The sequence below is a fragment of the Pseudomonas sp. SH10-3B genome, from assembly GCF_019891415.1.
Taxonomy (GTDB): domain Bacteria; phylum Pseudomonadota; class Gammaproteobacteria; order Pseudomonadales; family Pseudomonadaceae; genus Aquipseudomonas.
Window position 1 is genome coordinate 165,325 of record NZ_JAFLXD010000008.1, and the last position, 14,601, is coordinate 179,925.

At 60.6% G+C, this 14,601-nt stretch carries 20 protein-coding genes; 13 read left to right on the forward strand and 7 right to left on the reverse strand.

Features of this window, described 5'->3' with window-relative positions:
- Window positions 1-105 precede the first annotated feature (105 nt).
- On the reverse strand, window positions 106-945 hold the full coding sequence (galU, locus tag J1G35_RS09135; protein ID WP_003212579.1) for a UTP--glucose-1-phosphate uridylyltransferase GalU: 840 nt from the start codon (window positions 943-945) through the stop codon (window positions 106-108).
- A gap of 310 nt (window positions 946-1,255) precedes the next feature.
- Between galU and J1G35_RS09140 the strand changes: the two genes are divergently transcribed.
- Together J1G35_RS09140 and J1G35_RS09145 are read left to right on the forward strand one after the other, a co-directional pair.
- Window positions 1,256-1,441, forward strand: coding sequence for a hypothetical protein (locus J1G35_RS09140; RefSeq protein ID WP_003191311.1), 186 nt, complete (start codon window positions 1,256-1,258; stop codon window positions 1,439-1,441).
- Between the two features lie 142 nt (window positions 1,442-1,583).
- On the forward strand, window positions 1,584-1,865 hold the full coding sequence (locus J1G35_RS09145; protein WP_053129683.1) for a hypothetical protein: 282 nt from the start codon (window positions 1,584-1,586) through the stop codon (window positions 1,863-1,865).
- 7 nt (window positions 1,866-1,872) lie between these two features.
- Here the strand turns inward: J1G35_RS09145 and J1G35_RS09150 are convergent, their stop codons facing one another.
- Window positions 1,873-2,103 (reverse strand): hypothetical protein, encoded by a 231-nt coding sequence (locus J1G35_RS09150; protein ID WP_053129680.1) that lies wholly within the window; start codon window positions 2,101-2,103, stop codon window positions 1,873-1,875.
- Window positions 2,104-2,124: 21 nt separating this feature from the next.
- Window positions 2,125-2,475 carry a hypothetical protein gene (locus J1G35_RS09155; RefSeq protein WP_053129677.1) on the reverse strand — a complete coding sequence of 117 codons (351 nt, stop codon included), beginning with the start codon at window positions 2,473-2,475 and terminating at the stop codon, window positions 2,125-2,127.
- Window positions 2,476-2,687: 212 nt separating this feature from the next.
- Between J1G35_RS09155 and J1G35_RS09160 the strand changes: the two genes are divergently transcribed.
- From J1G35_RS09160 to J1G35_RS09210, 11 genes are all read left to right on the forward strand, one after another.
- Window positions 2,688-2,990, forward strand: a complete 303-nt coding sequence (locus J1G35_RS09160; protein ID WP_034105160.1) for a DUF1883 domain-containing protein — start codon at window positions 2,688-2,690, stop codon at window positions 2,988-2,990.
- Between the two features lie 25 nt (window positions 2,991-3,015).
- The gene (locus J1G35_RS09165) at window positions 3,016-3,183 is read left to right on the forward strand and encodes a hypothetical protein (protein ID WP_163001886.1); all 168 of its coding nucleotides are present in this window, start codon (window positions 3,016-3,018) and stop codon (window positions 3,181-3,183) included.
- 4 nt (window positions 3,184-3,187) lie between these two features.
- Window positions 3,188-3,853 (forward strand): DNA oxidative demethylase AlkB, encoded by a 666-nt coding sequence (alkB, locus tag J1G35_RS09170; protein WP_223014732.1) that lies wholly within the window; start codon window positions 3,188-3,190, stop codon window positions 3,851-3,853.
- A 76-nt stretch (window positions 3,854-3,929) separates the two neighbouring features.
- Window positions 3,930-4,976 carry a bifunctional DNA-binding transcriptional regulator/O6-methylguanine-DNA methyltransferase Ada gene (gene ada, locus J1G35_RS09175; RefSeq protein ID WP_223014733.1) on the forward strand — a complete coding sequence of 349 codons (1,047 nt, stop codon included), beginning with the start codon at window positions 3,930-3,932 and terminating at the stop codon, window positions 4,974-4,976.
- Window positions 4,977-5,093: 117 nt separating this feature from the next.
- Window positions 5,094-6,152 carry a nitronate monooxygenase gene (locus tag J1G35_RS09180; RefSeq protein WP_223014734.1) on the forward strand — a complete coding sequence of 353 codons (1,059 nt, stop codon included), beginning with the start codon at window positions 5,094-5,096 and terminating at the stop codon, window positions 6,150-6,152.
- Between the two features lie 119 nt (window positions 6,153-6,271).
- Entirely contained in the window at window positions 6,272-7,030 is a 759-nt protein-coding gene (gene modA, locus J1G35_RS09185; RefSeq protein WP_223014735.1) for a molybdate ABC transporter substrate-binding protein, read from the forward strand.
- A complete protein-coding gene (modB, locus tag J1G35_RS09190) occupies window positions 7,031-7,711 on the forward strand; it encodes a molybdate ABC transporter permease subunit (protein WP_223014736.1) in 681 nt (226 codons plus the stop codon).
- Window positions 7,712-7,716: 5 nt separating this feature from the next.
- Window positions 7,717-8,796, forward strand: coding sequence for a molybdenum ABC transporter ATP-binding protein (gene modC / locus J1G35_RS09195; protein WP_223014737.1), 1,080 nt, complete (start codon window positions 7,717-7,719; stop codon window positions 8,794-8,796).
- A gap of 78 nt (window positions 8,797-8,874) precedes the next feature.
- Window positions 8,875-9,924, forward strand: coding sequence for a DNA topoisomerase IB (locus J1G35_RS09200; RefSeq protein WP_053129665.1), 1,050 nt, complete (start codon window positions 8,875-8,877; stop codon window positions 9,922-9,924).
- Between the two features lie 124 nt (window positions 9,925-10,048).
- Window positions 10,049-11,671: an ABC-F family ATP-binding cassette domain-containing protein gene (locus tag J1G35_RS09205; RefSeq protein WP_223014738.1), complete on the forward strand. Its 1,623-nt coding sequence runs from the start codon at window positions 10,049-10,051 to the stop codon at window positions 11,669-11,671.
- Window positions 11,672-11,740: 69 nt separating this feature from the next.
- On the forward strand, window positions 11,741-12,445 hold the full coding sequence (locus J1G35_RS09210; RefSeq protein ID WP_053129661.1) for a YoaK family protein: 705 nt from the start codon (window positions 11,741-11,743) through the stop codon (window positions 12,443-12,445).
- 144 nt (window positions 12,446-12,589) lie between these two features.
- On the opposite strand, the gene J1G35_RS09215 is transcribed toward J1G35_RS09210, so the two are convergent.
- The 4 genes from J1G35_RS09215 to J1G35_RS09230 all read right to left on the reverse strand — a co-directional run bounded on the left by J1G35_RS09215 (window position 12,590) and on the right by J1G35_RS09230 (window position 14,405).
- Window positions 12,590-12,943: a hypothetical protein gene (locus tag J1G35_RS09215; protein WP_053129659.1), complete on the reverse strand. Its 354-nt coding sequence runs from the start codon at window positions 12,941-12,943 to the stop codon at window positions 12,590-12,592.
- A gap of 171 nt (window positions 12,944-13,114) precedes the next feature.
- Window positions 13,115-13,426: an AzlD domain-containing protein gene (locus tag J1G35_RS09220; RefSeq protein WP_223014739.1), complete on the reverse strand. Its 312-nt coding sequence runs from the start codon at window positions 13,424-13,426 to the stop codon at window positions 13,115-13,117.
- Window positions 13,423-14,118 (reverse strand): AzlC family ABC transporter permease, encoded by a 696-nt coding sequence (locus tag J1G35_RS09225; protein WP_223014740.1) that lies wholly within the window; start codon window positions 14,116-14,118, stop codon window positions 13,423-13,425. The genes J1G35_RS09220 and J1G35_RS09225 overlap by 4 nt, the downstream gene beginning before the upstream one ends.
- 71 nt (window positions 14,119-14,189) lie before the next feature.
- Window positions 14,190-14,405 carry a hypothetical protein gene (locus J1G35_RS09230; protein ID WP_005788169.1) on the reverse strand — a complete coding sequence of 72 codons (216 nt, stop codon included), beginning with the start codon at window positions 14,403-14,405 and terminating at the stop codon, window positions 14,190-14,192.
- Between the last annotated feature and the right edge of the window lie 196 nt (window positions 14,406-14,601).

Below are 14,601 nucleotides of genomic sequence, written 5' to 3' on the forward strand. Positions count from 1 at the left end.
TCGGCAGGACATCAGCATACCGACTTACATGGGGCTGAAAAACGAAAAAGCCACCCGAAGGTGGCTTTTTACTTACGCTGCGTACAGCAGGCAGGCAACCGTGTATCAGTAAGCCTTGCCAGTCTTGTAGAAGTGCTCGTAGCAGAAGTTGGTTGCTTCGATGTAGCCTTCAGCGCCACCGCAGTCAAAACGACGACCCTTGAACTTGTACGCGATCACGCAACCGTCTTTAGCCTGCTTCAACAGCGCGTCGGTGATCTGGATCTCGCCACCCTTGCCTGGCTCGGTCTCTTCGATCAGCTTGAAGATGTCCGGGGTCAGAATGTAACGACCGATGATCGCCAGGTTCGACGGTGCATCTTCAGGCGCCGGTTTCTCAACCATGTCGCGAACACGGATCAGGCCATCACCAATGTCGTCACCGGCAATCACGCCGTACTTGTTGGTTTCTTGAGGGTCGACCTCTTGAACCGCAACGATGGTGCAACGGTATTTCTGGTACAGCTTGACCATCTGGGTCAGTACACCGTCGCCTTCCAGGTTCACACACAGGTCATCCGCGAGTACCACGGCGAACGGTTCGTCACCGATCAATGGGCGACCGGTCAGGATGGCGTGGCCGAGGCCTTTCATCTGGGTCTGACGGGTGTAGGAGAACGAGCACTCGTCCAGCAGCTTGCGGATACCGACCAGGTATTTTTCCTTGTCGGTGCCCTTGATTTGGTTTTCCAGCTCGTAGCTGATATCGAAGTGGTCTTCCAGTGCGCGCTTACCGCGACCGGTGACGATAGAGATTTCGTTCAGACCGGCATCCAATGCCTCTTCGACGCCGTACTGAATCAGTGGCTTGTTTACCACCGGCAGCATCTCTTTGGGCATGGCCTTGGTCGCTGGCAAGAAGCGAGTGCCGTAACCGGCTGCTGGGAACAAGCATTTCTTGATCATATAAGTCCTTACAAAGGGCTGTGCGTACGGAATTCGGCGCAGTCTAATCAGGCCGCAGTCACCTTACAATGGGTCCTGCTGGCGTTGCGATGTCATCATAGAGAAAAAATGTCGGCGTAAGTTCCGCTGATCTTACAAAGAGCGATGCAACGGTTACGGCACAAAAAGGCCGTTTCCTAATCCCTAAAGGGGCTGCAACCCTTTTAGCACGCTTTTGAGCACAGAACACCGACCTGGAATAACTTGCGCGACCCCGTGACATTTGGCGCTATCATTACCCCCTTGAACCAGACCACGAGATTGTTAATAGATGTCAGAACCAAAAGGCGTAAACGGCTACTTGATCACGAAGCGAGCAGACGGCTGGCATTTGATCAATTTCCATGGTGACAGCGTTGCGGGCGTTTTCGAGACTGAAAGCATGGCGATCGCCGTAGCCGAAGTGTTTGTGGATGAAGCGGGCCACGCGTCGAGCAAACGACCGAAGACTAAGTAAGTCTCCAGGCCCTGCGCAAAAAGCCCCGAGTCAGGGGCTTTTTTTGCGTTTGCCTGTACCTAGATGGCAGTTCGCTATAATCTTCCAAAAACGCCCCACGACAGTGTCAGCGCCCCTTCCACACCCTCGACGACGATCACACATGAACAAACTACTGGCACTGACTGCGGTACTGGCGCTTGCCGGCTGCACCACCACTTCTGATGTCTACCTTAAAAACGGCGAGCAAGGCCTGACCATCGACTGTTCAGGCGAAGCCAACTCCTGGGCCAGTTGCTACGAAAAAGCCGATGCCTCCTGCGCAGGCACCGGCTATCGCATTGTTGGCACCGAGGGCACGCCGTCGCTGAAAGAAAGCGACAAGACCCTGGGCCAGGATGTGGGCAACTTCAAAAGTCGCAGTGTGGTGGTGGTCTGCAAGTAACAGCAGACTACAAATGGATCTCGGCGAACTTGATCCCGAACTCCCGAAGGATATCGGTCAGTTCATCCAGGCTAGCAAAGGATTCGACTTCATCCTGATCGTCCACCAGGAAAAAACTGCGCCCGCCGCTTTTTTTGAAGAAGACGATCCACTCGCCAAGGTCGGCGGGGTTCTGGATGATATGGGTCGCTGAGATTTGCCCATCAGCGTGACGGGCTTTGACGTGTTCACGTTTCATATCTGATTTTCCGCAGCGGCATCAGCCGGAAATGCATTCTTCCCCGGCCTTTTTCACATCACCCGGGCGGATCGGCACGTTAGACATGCTCTCGTAGAGCTTGATACTGCTACCGCTGGAGCGCTCGTCAATTTCGAAAATAGCCGAAGGGTCGGCGGAAAATTTCTGCGGCACGATGACCCGTACGCCGTCTTTATGCGGTTCAATCTGCGGCGGCCGGCGGGTGGCGGACAATTTGTTTATCACACACGCGGCGTACTCCTGGGGTTTTTTCCCGGAAATGACCACCAACGTCGGCGGGGTCTGCTTGATATCTGCAACCGAAGCACACCCACCTATCGCCAAGGCCAGAACCAACACACTCCACTTCATATAAAACCTCCAATAAAGACCCTACGACAGCGGGGATGGTAATTTTCTCCCGCCCACGTAGGATTTATCCCTGATAACTCGGTAAATAACTGTTTTAAATTGTCGACGTCGTTGAAGACGAGCCGATAATAAACGCGCTGGGGCTGATAAACTCTATCTTAACCTACGTATCGTTCTGATTTTTCAGAAAAAGCCCTTCTGGAGACACCCTCATGAAATTCATCCACCAGCGCGAGCACCTCAACGAGGGAGATATCGTCGTCATCGAATGCTCGCAGACTTGCAATATCCGCCTGATGAGCGATGCGAATTTTCGCAGTTTCAAGAATGGCGGCCGCCACACCTACCACGGTGGCGCGTTCGACACGTTCCCCGCCAAGATCACGGCACCCAGCACCGGGTTCTGGAATATCACCCTGGACGTGGTGACACGCCGCGCAATCAGCGTCACGCGCAAGCCCGCGTTGTCCCACAAGATTCGCATCGTACGTCGCACCAGCAGCAAGCTGAGCTGACTCGAACACGCCAGAGGAAATCGCCGTGACTGCTACCACCAAATACGTCATCAAGTACAAGCTCAACGGCGAACGCCGCTTTGAGTTCGCCCAACTTACGAGCAACAGCGTGGAAGAGGCCAAGCAAGCCTTGGCGAAAATCCACGATGCCAGTGATGAAATCACCGACATCAACGTGAGCAAGGCGCTGTAAGGCAATGTCCGGCCCGACTGCCGACCTGTTCGCCGATGACGCCTTGCAAAAACCCCCAAGGCGCGAGCAAATTGGCGAACAGTCCTACGTACTAAGGGGCTTTGCCCTGCCCTGGATTGACCGACTGCTGCCAGAGTTACGCCGCGTGCTGGCTCAATCGCCTTTTCGGCAAATGGTCACGCCAGGTGGCTTTACCATGTCGGCGGCGTTGAGCAGCTGCGGCGCGCTGGGCTGGACCACCGACACCCACGGCTATCGCTATAGCCCATTGGACCCCCGCAGCCAGCAACCCTGGCCGGCCCTTCCCGACGCTCTGCGCGAACTGGCCGTCTCGGCCGCGGCCGACGCCGGCTTCAGCGATTTCGCCCCCGATGCCTGCCTGATCAACCGTTATGTGCCGGGGGCGAAAATGTCCCTGCACCAGGACAAGAATGAACGCTGCTACAACGCACCGGTGGTCTCCGTGTCCCTTGGCTTGGCGGCGATTTTTCTGTTCGGTGGCCATGAGCGCGGCGATAAGCCCCAAAAGATCTCGCTGTTCCACGGCGACGTGGTGGTCTGGGGCGGCGTTGATCGCCTGCGCTTTCATGGGGTGATGCCGATCAAGGAAGGCGTACACCCGATCATGGGCCCGCAACGTATCAACCTCACGTTTCGCACCGCCGGCTGATTTTGACCGCAAGCTTCGGAGTGCCAGGTCGCCAAGGCACCGCTAATCTGCCCGGGTGCCTTCAAGAGTGCAGACCATGACCACCGAACAAGACCCGCGCTGGGCTGCCATCCTCGCCCGCGATCCTACCGCCGATACGCTGTTCGTCTATGGCGTGAAGACCACGGGCGTGTACTGCCGCCCAAGCAGTGCGTCGCGGATACCGCGCCGCGAAAACATCGAGTTTTTCGACACCCCGGCCCACGCCGAAGCGGCAGGTTATCGCGCCAGCAAACGAGCGACCGGGGACCAGACCCAGTTGGCGGCGCACCATGCGCAATTGGTCGCCGACGCCTGTCGACATATCGAACAGGCCGACACCCCGCCCAGCCTTAACACCCTGGCGGCACGCGCCGGGCTGAGCCCCTTCCACTTCCATCGGGTGTTCAAAGGCGTGACCGGCCTGACCCCCAAGGGCTACGCCAGCGCCCACCGCTCACGCAAGGTGCGCGATGGGCTCAAAGGCCAGCACTCGGTGACGGAGGCGCTCTACGACGCTGGCTTCAACTCCAACAGCCGCTTTTATGAGTCAGCCGACCACGTGCTCGGCATGACGCCCAGTGACTACAAAGCCGGCGGCCTCAACAACGAAATCCTGTTTGCCGTCGGGCAATGCTCGCTGGGGGCAATCCTGGTGGCACAGAGTGCCCGTGGCGTTTGCGCAATTTTGCTGGGGGATGAGCCGGACAAACTGGTGCACGACCTGCAGGATCAGTTCCCCAAGGCCCATCTGGTGGGCGCTGACCGCCGCTTTGAACAACTGATCGCCCAAGTGGTGGGATTTATCGAGGCCCCTGCCCTGGGCCTGGACCTGCCACTGGACCTTCGCGGCACGGCATTTCAGGAACGCGTGTGGCAGGCCCTGCGCGAAATCCCGGTCGGCAGCACAGCCAGCTATGCGCAGATCGCCCAGCGTATCGGCGCGCCCAAGTCGTTTCGCGCAGTGGCCCAAGCCTGCGGGGCCAACAGCCTGGCGGTGGCAATCCCGTGCCATCGGGTGGTGCGCAGCAACGGGGATTTATCCGGCTACCGCTGGGGTGTAGAGCGCAAACGCCAGTTGCTGGAGCGCGAAGGCGAGTCCTGAAGCCCAAGACCGACGACACGAATTCTCACCGTCGTCCAGTGAATAAAACAGACTGGCCGGGTGCCAAGCCCCCTGTTAAAACAGCGAAAAGCCTTACCAACGCTGGAGCCCCACCCCATGAGTACTTGGCCAGACACGCGCATTCTCGACCTGCTGGGCATAGACGTGCCCATCATCCAGGCCCCGATGGCTGGCGCGACCACCGCTGCCATGGTGATCGCCGTCAATAACGCCGGCGCACTGGGTTCAATGCCAGCCGCAGCGCTGACTATCGATCAACTCCGCGAGGCATTGACCACCATTCGCCAGGCCAGCTCACGGCCCATCAACGTCAACTTCTTCTGCCACCAACCGCCCGCGGCTGACGAGGCCCGTGACAAGCGCTGGAAGGCCTTGCTGGAGCCTTATTACCGTGAACTGGGCGCCGACTTTGAGGCGCCGACCCCGGTCTCCAACCGCGCACCTTTCAACGAAGCCGCCTGCCAGGTGGTTGAGGCCTTTCACCCTGAGGTGGTCAGCTTTCACTTTGGCTTGCCGGAAAAGTCACTGCTGGAGCGGGTAAAAGCCACCGGCGCCAAAGTGCTTTCTTCCGCGACCACCGTGGAAGAAGCCATCTGGCTGGAGCAACACGGCTGCGATGCAATCATCGCCATGGGCATTGAGGCGGGTGGGCATCGCGGCATGTTTCTCAGCGACGACCTCAATACCCAGATCGGTCTGTTCGCCCTGTTGCCGCAAATCGTCGATGCCGTCAGCGTGCCGGTGATTGCTGCCGGCGGGATCGGCGATGCGCGCGGGATCGTGGCGGCATTTGCCCTTGGCGCATCGGCCGTGCAGATCGGCACCGCCTACCTGTTTACCCCCGAAGCCAACGTCACCGCCTCGCATCATCATGCACTGCACAACGCCCAGGCCAGCGAAACGGCGCTGACCAACCTGTTTACCGGTCGCCCGGCGCGCGGCATCGTCAACCGCGTGATGCGCGACCTGGGCGCGATCAACCCGGCGGCCCCGGCATTTCCCACCTCCGGCGGCGCGTTGATACCGCTCAAGGCCAAGGACGAAGCGGGCTTCAGCAACCTGTGGTCCGGCCAGGCGCTACGCCTGGGTAAAGACACAAGCACCTATGAACTCACCCGCGAATTGGCCGAGCAGGCCTTGGCAAAGCTCAAATAGCGCCGTCACCTGTGGCAACTTTGCACTGTACCGGCAGTGGCTAACCGCTATATATTCCCATACATAGCGGTTTCACCTTCTACCTATAACAGACCGTACAGTCCCCAAGGAGCTGCTTCATGAAGATTCACGCCTCACGCCTGGCCATGCTGGTCGCTGCCCTCGCTTTCGGTTCGGCCCACGCCGATGAAGTCCAGGTCGCCGTCGCGGCCAACTTCACCGCACCGATCCAGGCGATTGCCGCCGACTTCGAAAAAGACACCGGCCACAAGCTGGTCGCAGCCTACGGCGCCACCGGGCAGTTCTACACCCAGATCAAGAACGGCGCGCCGTTCGAAGTGTTCCTGAGCGCCGACGACACCACCCCGCAGAAACTTGAAAGCGAAGGCGACACCGTCAAAGGCTCGCGCTTCACCTACGCCGTCGGCACCCTGGCGCTGTGGTCGGCCAAGGAAGGTTATGTGGACGCCAAGGGTGAGGTGTTGAAGAAAAACGAATTCATGCACCTGTCCATTGCCAACCCGAAAGCCGCACCTTACGGCCTCGCCGCCACCCAGGTGCTGGCCAAGGAAGGCTTGACCGAGAAGGTCAAGGACAAGCTCGTCGAAGGACAGAACATCACCCAGGCCTTTCAGTTTGTCTCCACCGGCAACGCCGAGTTGGGTTTCGTCGCCTTGTCGCAGATTTATAAAGACGGCAAAGTCACCAGCGGTTCGGCATGGATCGTCCCGGCGGCCCTGCACGACCCGATCAAACAAGACGCGGTGATCCTCAACAAAGGCAAAGACAGCGCCGCAGCCAAGGCACTGGTCAAGTACCTCAAGGGGCCGAAAGCCGCTGCGGTTATCAAGTCCTACGGTTATGAGCTGGCCAAGTAAATGCCCCTGTCGAGTGCCGATTTTTCCGCTATCTGGTTGACCATCAAGCTGGCGTCACTGACCACCGTGATCCTGCTGGTCATCGGCACTCCGATTGCCCTGTGGCTGTCGCGTACCCGGTCATGGTGGCGCGGCCCCATTGGCGCGGTGGTGGCCCTGCCGCTGGTGCTGCCACCCACCGTCATCGGTTTCTACCTGTTGTTGACCATGGGGCCCCACGGCTACTTCGGCCAGTTCACCCAATGGCTGGGCCTGGGCACCCTCACCTTCAGCTTCGCCGGGCTGGTGATCGGCTCGGTGATCTACTCCATGCCCTTTGTGGTGCAACCGTTGCAAAACGCCTTCTCCGCCATCGGCACTCGCCCATTGGAAGTGGCCGCGACCCTTCGCGCCAATCCTTGGGATACCTTCTTCACGGTAATCCTGCCCCTGGCGCGCCCGGGGTTTATCACCGCCTCCATCCTGGGGTTTGCCCATACGGTCGGTGAGTTCGGCGTGGTGCTGATGATTGGCGGCAACATTCCCGACAAGACTCGCGTCGTCTCGGTACAGATCTACGACCATGTCGAAGCCATAGAATACGCCCAGGCCCATTGGCTGGCCGGCTCCATGGTGGTGTTCGCGTTCCTCGTGTTGCTGGCGCTTTACTCCAGCCGCAAGACCAAGATGGGCTGGAGCTGATGCCGATGATCGATGTACGCCTGAACGTGAACTACACCGGCTTTGCCCTGGATGTGGACCTGCATATGCCCGGTCGTGGCGTGACCGCATTGTACGGTCACTCGGGCTCCGGCAAGACCACCTGCCTGCGCTGCATCGCCGGCCTGGAGCGGGCCGAGGACGGGTTTATCCAGATCAACGATGAAGTCTGGCAAGACAGCCGCAACGGCCTGTTCGTGCCACCGCATAAGCGCGCGCTCGGCTACGTGTTTCAGGAGCCGAGCCTGTTCCCCCACCTGTCGGTGCGCGCCAACCTGGAATTCGGCCTCAAGCGCATCCCGCGCCAACAGCGCCGCGTGGATATGGCCCAGGCCACGGAACTGCTGGGGATCGGCCATCTGCTTGAGCGACATCCCCAGCACTTGTCGGGCGGTGAACGCCAACGCATCGGTATCGCCCGTGCCCTGCTCACCAGCCCAAAACTACTGCTGATGGATGAGCCGCTGGCCGCCCTCGACAGCAAACGCAAAAGCGAGATCCTGCCCTACCTGGAGCGCCTGCACGACGAACTGGACATCCCCGTGCTGTACGTCAGCCACGCCCAGGATGAGGTGGCGCGCCTGGCCGATCACATCGTCTTGCTCAGCGACGGCAAAGCCCTGGCCAGCGGCCCCATTGGCGAAACCCTGGCACGGCTCGACCTGCCAATGGCGCGGGGAGACGACGCCGGCGTGGTGATCAACGGCAATGTCAGCGCCTACGACGTTCACTATCAACTGCTCACACTGCAACTGCCCGACAGTGCCCAGCACTTGCGCGTGGCCCATGCGCCGCTGGCGTTGGGCAAAGCGTTGCGGGTCAAGGTGCAGGCACGCGACGTCAGCCTCAGCCTGCAAGCCGAAGAGCACAGCAGCATCCTCAACCGCCTGCCCGTGACCGTTACCCAGGAGATCGCGGCGGATAACAGCGCCCATGTGCTGGTGCGCCTGGACGCCGATGGCACGCCGTTACTGGCGCGCATCACGCGTTTCTCCCGCGACCAGTTGCAACTGCACCCCGGCCAGGCGCTGTGGGCCCAGATCAAAGCGGTCGCCGTACTGGCGTAAGAAACCTTTTGGCACGACCGCACACGGCTGCGGTCAATCAGGAATACCGGCCTGATCTGTTGCCAAGGAACCCGCACCATGCCTGACTCCGCGCTGCCCGCCGACCTGCCCCGCGACCTGCATTACGTTGACGACACCCAGCCCGGCATCCGCCGCAAGAAGCTGCGCGGCAAGTTCCAGTACTTCGACGCCAAGGGCGAGCGCATCCAGGACGCCGATGAGATCAAACGCCTGAACGCACTCGCCGTCCCTCCGGCGTATACCGATGTGTGGATCTGCGCCGACCCGCGCGGCCATCTGCAGGCCACCGGCCGCGATGCTCGTGGGCGCAAGCAATACCGCTATCACGCGCGCTGGCGTGAGGTCCGTGACAGCGACAAATACGCTCGGCTGCAGGAATTCGGCAACGCCCTGCCGAAACTGCGCAAACAGCTGGAAGCGCAGATCGCCGAGCCCGGCTTCACCCGCGAAAAAGTCCTGGCCACGGTGGTGATGCTGCTGGACGCGACGCTGATTCGTGTCGGCAATACCCAATATGCACGCGACAACAAATCCTACGGGCTGACCACCTTGCGCAACCGCCATGTGGATGTGAAAGGCAGCGAGATCCTGTTCCAGTTTCGCGGCAAGAGTGGCGTGGAGCACCAGATCAGCGTCAAGGACCGACGCCTCGCCACGGTGGTCAAACGCTGCCTGGAATTACCCGGACAGAACCTGTTCCAGTACCTGGACGAGGACGGTGAGCGCCACACGGTCAGCTCCCAGGATGTGAATGCCTACCTGCACAGCCTCACCGGTGCCGACTTCACCGCCAAGGATTACCGCACCTGGGCCGGTACCGCCATGGCGCTGGCGGTACTGCGGGAGTTGGAATGGCAGCCGGAATCCGATGCCAAACGACATGTGGTGGCGATGGTCAAGGATGTCGCCAAGCAGTTGGGGAACACCCCCGCCGTATGCCGCAAGTGTTACATCCACCCGGCCGTGCTGGAGCATTTCAGCCTCGGCGAACTTTCCAAGTTGCCCAAGCCCCGACTGCGCAAGGGGCTCAAGGCAGAGGAAGTGGCCTTGGCCATGTTCCTCGAACAACTGGCCGCAGACTTGCCGAAAAAAGCCAAGACGGGTTAGGCTCTGCGGCCCTTCTGATTCCCGGGACGACCGCCGACGTGAACCACTAAGCCTTCCAAAATGTACCCGCAACGAGCCGCCTGGCGCGCTTGTTGGCCTGTCCGACATTTTTTTGGAGGTGCTGATGACTGACGTCAACCGGCTGCCCGTATTGATTTCCCTGCAACACCTGGGCTTCCAGTTCGCCAATGGCGAGACCTTGCTGGACGACTTGAACCTGTCCATCGACCACACCCCCACCGGCATCGTGGGGCGCAATGGCCAGGGCAAAAGCATCCTCGCGAAACTCATCGCCGGGGTGCTGTTACCCACCAGCGGCTCACTCGATCGCTCGGCCAGGGTGGCGTATGTACCGCAGAACGTAGTGGTCGCTGCGGGAGATACCGTCGCTCACGTCACGGGCGCCGCCGAGGCCTTGGCAGCCCTTGAGCGCATGGCCCGGGGCGCGGCGCAGGTCGAAGACCTGACGTTGATCGACGAACGCTGGGACCTTGCCGATCGCCTGCGCGCAGCCCTGGATGCCGCAGGCCTGGAGCAACTCGACGCCAAAACCCCGGCCGCGCAACTCAGCGGCGGCCAATTGGCGCGGGTTGCGGTGATCGGCGCACTGTTGGCCGCCCCCCAACTGCTGGTGCTGGATGAACCGACTAACCACCTCGACAGCGCCGGCCGCCATTGGCTGCTGCGCGTGCTGGCCGCGTGGCGCGGCGGCCTGGTGGTGGTCAGCCATGACCGGCAATTGCTCGACACCATGGGCCGCATCATCGAACTCTCGCCCCTCGGGCCACAGGTGTATGGCGGTAACTACCAGGCCTATCGCACCCAGCGCGACGGGCAGCAGCAGGCCGCCATCGCCGCGTTGGAGCACGCTCGCCAGGCACGCAGCCGCGAACGTCAGCGCCTGCAAAAAGACCACGACAACCGCCAGCGTCACGCCGCCCATTCACGCAAGCAGGCAGACACGGCCAACGTGGACCGCTTGACCAGGTCGCGCTGGAAAAGCGCCGCCACCGAGGTCGTCAGCACACTGCGCAGCGCCCACCGTGCCGACAAAACCCAGCTTGATGATCAGGTGCGCCAGGCCTATGCGCGGGTCGAGGAGAAAACCCCAACCCTGTTGGCCTTGCCAGGATCGGCGGTGCCCAATGGTCGGCAGGTGTTGTCCTTGATCCATGCCCAGCTACCGTGGCTGGACCACCCCGCGCTGACGCTCAACCTGATGGGCCCGGTGCGCGTTGCCGTGCATGGGCCCAACGGTTGCGGCAAATCCACCCTGCTCAAGCTGCTGGCAGGCCAATGGCAGCCGCTCAGCGGTGAATGCCGTGTGCATGTGCCCAGTGCCTATATCGATCAGCACCTGGCGATGCTGGACGAGCAACGCTCCCTGGTCGAACAGCTCAACCTGCTCGACACATCGCTGGCGGAAGGCGAACTGCGCACACGCCTGGCCTTGCTGCAACTGGATGCTTTGCGGGTGACACAACCGACCGCGCACCTCAGCGGCGGCGAGCGTTTGAAAGCCGCGATGGCGATTGCCCTATGGCGTCAAACACCCGCGCAGCTGCTGTTGCTCGACGAGCCCACCAACCACCTGGACCTGCAATCGGTGCGCGCGTTTGAGCAGGCACTGCGTGCTTTTACCGGCGCCATGGTGGTGGTATCCCATGACGAAGCGTTCGTGCAGGCGATCCAGCCGACTCACGTTTTGACCTGGGCGATCGAAGGTTGGCGCCTGGAAGGTGTCTGAGGTCATTGCGCGCGCTATCAAAGCGTCCTACGGTAGTGGCCGGATAATCTCACCGAGGAGCCCGGCCCTATGTTGCCTTCGCCCCACAAACCTTATGCCAACGCCGCACTGGCCCATCGACAGCGCTGGCGCGGCCGCGTCGGCATGATGCTGGTGGCCAGCCTTTCGGTATTGGCGGGCATGACTGACGCCATCGGCTTTATGGCCAGCGGCGACTTTGTGTCGTTTATGAGCGGCAACACCACCCGCCTGGCAGTGGCCATCAGTGTTGGCGATCTCGGCTTGACCGGACGCCTGCTGTTGCTGGTCGCAACCTTTATCGCCGGCAATGCCTTGGGGGTGGTGGTCAGCCGCGTCAGCCGGCGCCATGCCCTGCCCCTGCTGCTGTGTATTGCCGCGCTGCTCTGCGGCGCAGCCTTGCTGCCCTTCGCCGACACGTTGCCCGCGCTGCTGGCGGCGATTATTGCGATGGGCATGCTCAACGCGGCCGTGGAAGAGGTCAATGGCTTGCCGGTGGGTCTTACCTACGTCACTGGGGCGCTGTCACGCTTTGGGCGCGGACTGGGACGCTGGATGCTGGGGGAGCGCCGCAACGGCTGGCGGGTGCAGCTGATTCCGTGGGCGGGGATGTTTATCGGTGCGGTGATCGGCGCCCTGCTGGAGCAGCAGATGGGGCTGAGGGCGCTGGTGGTCAGCGGGGTTATGGCGGGGTTGTTGGGGCTGGTGTCGCTGAAGATTCCACGGCGCTGGCATTTGGGTTTTATGCCGCGATAAACAACAAAGGTGCCCGCCCGACGGTTAGGCCTCGACGTCCGTGTACTGGTAAAGAGCCATCATGTCGGGCGGGCGGATTGAATCATAAGCGAATGTCCGGCGGCTGTCCCGCCGGGCGTTTCCTAAAATGACTAAGGCAACGTATTACAGACACGTCGCGAGTGCGGCCAAACGACGTTTGGCAGGCATCGTATCTTCAGCGGCGTAGTACTTGACGGACGAACCGGCACCGGCGCTTTGCACGTCGACGAAGTAATCGCCACCCGTGGTGTAGACCGTGAAACCACCGGCACCATTCGGCTCTTTGAAGCCACCGGCGTCGACGCCAAACACGCTCTCATCCTGCCAGCCAAACTGGATGCACTCGGCAACCACCAGCGTGGCCTTATCCGATGCCATGGCCTTGTAGGGAGCACCCGAGCGCGCCTCGTTCATCTTCGAACCTGCGCAACCGGCCAGTGCTACCACTACCAATGCGCCCATAACCACCTTGTGCATGCCATTGCCTCGTTGAAAAAAATGCGACTGTACCATTGCCGCACGGCTGACTGAGGTCCTCATGAACTTTGTTTCACTGTGCAGAGAAAATTTGCCGCCTATAGTGGCCAGGCTCATTTTTAGAAGTCTCCCTTCTGCCCGCCCTCCCGCGGGCTTTTTTTCGCCTGTGCTTCAGAACCACCAGCGGAACAGATAGAACAGCGCCATGCTCAACAGCACGGTGATCAACACGCTGCGCGTCCAGAACATCAATGCCACCGCACAGATGCCCGCCAGCAGGTAAGGGTTGGTCGGGCTCAGGTTGAGTTGGTGGTCGGCGAGGAAGATGATCGGTCCGCAGATCGCCGTGAGCATGCCCGGCACCGCAAACCCGAGAAACTCCCGCGCGCCGCGATTGAGGCGCACCGGCAGGCGCGGTTCGATAAACAGGTAGCGGTTGAAAAAAACCACCAGGCCCATGGCCACAATCATCCCGTAAATCATCGCTGCCCTACCCCCAACCGTTTGCAGGCAAACCCTGCGCTCATGCCCAGCACACCCGACACCACCACGGCCGACTCCCAGTGCAGAAAGCTCAGCCATACGGAAAACAGCAACGACACGGCCACGCAGACCACTGTCGGCACGTCACGCACCACCGGGGTGATCAGCGCGATAAAGGTGGCGGCGATGGAAAACTCCAGGCCCAACTGATCGACGCCGGGGATGCTTTTGCCCAGCACGATGCCGGCTAGGGTGAACAGGTTCCAGGCGATGTAAAACGTCAGGCCGGCGCCCAACGCGTACCAGCGATTAAAGGTTTCACGGTCATAGTGGCTGACCAGCGCAAAGAACTCATCGGTCAACAGAAAGCCCAGGCTCATGCGCCAGCGAGTCTTGAGCGGCGACAGAATCGGCCGCAGGTGCATGCCATACAGCAGGTGCTGGGAGGTCAGCAGCAAGGTGGTCAGCACAATGGAAATCAGGCTGGCGCCGCTCTTGACCATGCCAATGGCGACCAACTGCGCCGCACCGGCAAACACAATGGCAGACAACCCCTGGGCTTGCAGTGGCGTGAATTGCGCATCGATGGCCATGGAACCGGCCAGCAGCCCCCAGGGTGCACAGGCCAGGGACAAGGGAATAACGGCGATGGCGCCGCGAGCGAAGGCGTAATGAGGTAAGGCAGCAGGCATGGAAACGGCTCATCGACAGACAGTCCACAAGCATGCCAGCGCGACTAGGCGATTGTCTTGAACGATCTTGCTCAGGCGAGCCGGACCGACACCTGCTCCACTGAGTCCCGCGCTTCGCGCAGTTCGTAAGCGTCCTGGTTGAGCCGATGAATCGTGTTGAGCAAGCGCTGGCGCAGCACTTCATCGCCGAGTTTTTCGACGGCGCGCATCAGGTCGAACGCCGCGGTTTCGTTATTTTCCGCGACGGAATCCAGGGTCTTGCGCAGGTTGCGAGTGGCACGGGTCACGCGGAGTCTTCCTTCATCAGCAATGGGGAGGCACTTTAGGACATTCATGTTTCATTTTAATTTCAATCACTTGTGGTTGAATTCCCGAACTTTGATCCATATCAATTGAAACCGGATTTGACCGAAACATATGGAAATACGTATATTCGGATTTCCATATATACGCAGGCCATGGCCATGCTGGACCCCCTCTCCC

What these genes read in the sequence shown, in the direction of transcription:
- J1G35_RS09180 (WP_223014734.1), top strand. Translation starts at nt 5,094, where the DNA reads ATGAGTACTTGGCCAGACACGCGCATTCTCGACCTGCTGGGCATAGAC.
- J1G35_RS09210 (WP_053129661.1), top strand. Translation starts at nt 11,741, where the DNA reads ATGTTGCCTTCGCCCCACAAACCTTATGCCAACGCCGCACTGGCCCAT.
- J1G35_RS09220 (WP_223014739.1), bottom strand. Translation starts at nt 13,426, where the DNA reads ATGATTTACGGGATGATTGTGGCCATGGGCCTGGTGGTTTTTTTCAAC.
- alkB (WP_223014732.1), top strand. Translation starts at nt 3,188, where the DNA reads ATGTCCGGCCCGACTGCCGACCTGTTCGCCGATGACGCCTTGCAAAAA.
- modC (WP_223014737.1), top strand. Translation starts at nt 7,717, where the DNA reads ATGATCGATGTACGCCTGAACGTGAACTACACCGGCTTTGCCCTGGAT.
- J1G35_RS09150 (WP_053129680.1), bottom strand. Translation starts at nt 2,103, where the DNA reads ATGAAACGTGAACACGTCAAAGCCCGTCACGCTGATGGGCAAATCTCA.
- J1G35_RS09140 (WP_003191311.1), top strand. Translation starts at nt 1,256, where the DNA reads ATGTCAGAACCAAAAGGCGTAAACGGCTACTTGATCACGAAGCGAGCA.
- J1G35_RS09145 (WP_053129683.1), top strand. Translation starts at nt 1,584, where the DNA reads ATGAACAAACTACTGGCACTGACTGCGGTACTGGCGCTTGCCGGCTGC.
- J1G35_RS09200 (WP_053129665.1), top strand. Translation starts at nt 8,875, where the DNA reads ATGCCTGACTCCGCGCTGCCCGCCGACCTGCCCCGCGACCTGCATTAC.
- ada (WP_223014733.1), top strand. Translation starts at nt 3,930, where the DNA reads ATGACCACCGAACAAGACCCGCGCTGGGCTGCCATCCTCGCCCGCGAT.
- J1G35_RS09215 (WP_053129659.1), bottom strand. Translation starts at nt 12,943, where the DNA reads ATGCACAAGGTGGTTATGGGCGCATTGGTAGTGGTAGCACTGGCCGGT.
- modB (WP_223014736.1), top strand. Translation starts at nt 7,031, where the DNA reads ATGCCCCTGTCGAGTGCCGATTTTTCCGCTATCTGGTTGACCATCAAG.
- modA (WP_223014735.1), top strand. Translation starts at nt 6,272, where the DNA reads ATGAAGATTCACGCCTCACGCCTGGCCATGCTGGTCGCTGCCCTCGCT.
- J1G35_RS09155 (WP_053129677.1), bottom strand. Translation starts at nt 2,475, where the DNA reads ATGAAGTGGAGTGTGTTGGTTCTGGCCTTGGCGATAGGTGGGTGTGCT.
- J1G35_RS09225 (WP_223014740.1), bottom strand. Translation starts at nt 14,118, where the DNA reads ATGCCTGCTGCCTTACCTCATTACGCCTTCGCTCGCGGCGCCATCGCC.
- galU (WP_003212579.1), bottom strand. Translation starts at nt 945, where the DNA reads ATGATCAAGAAATGCTTGTTCCCAGCAGCCGGTTACGGCACTCGCTTC.
- J1G35_RS09205 (WP_223014738.1), top strand. Translation starts at nt 10,049, where the DNA reads ATGACTGACGTCAACCGGCTGCCCGTATTGATTTCCCTGCAACACCTG.
- J1G35_RS09160 (WP_034105160.1), top strand. Translation starts at nt 2,688, where the DNA reads ATGAAATTCATCCACCAGCGCGAGCACCTCAACGAGGGAGATATCGTC.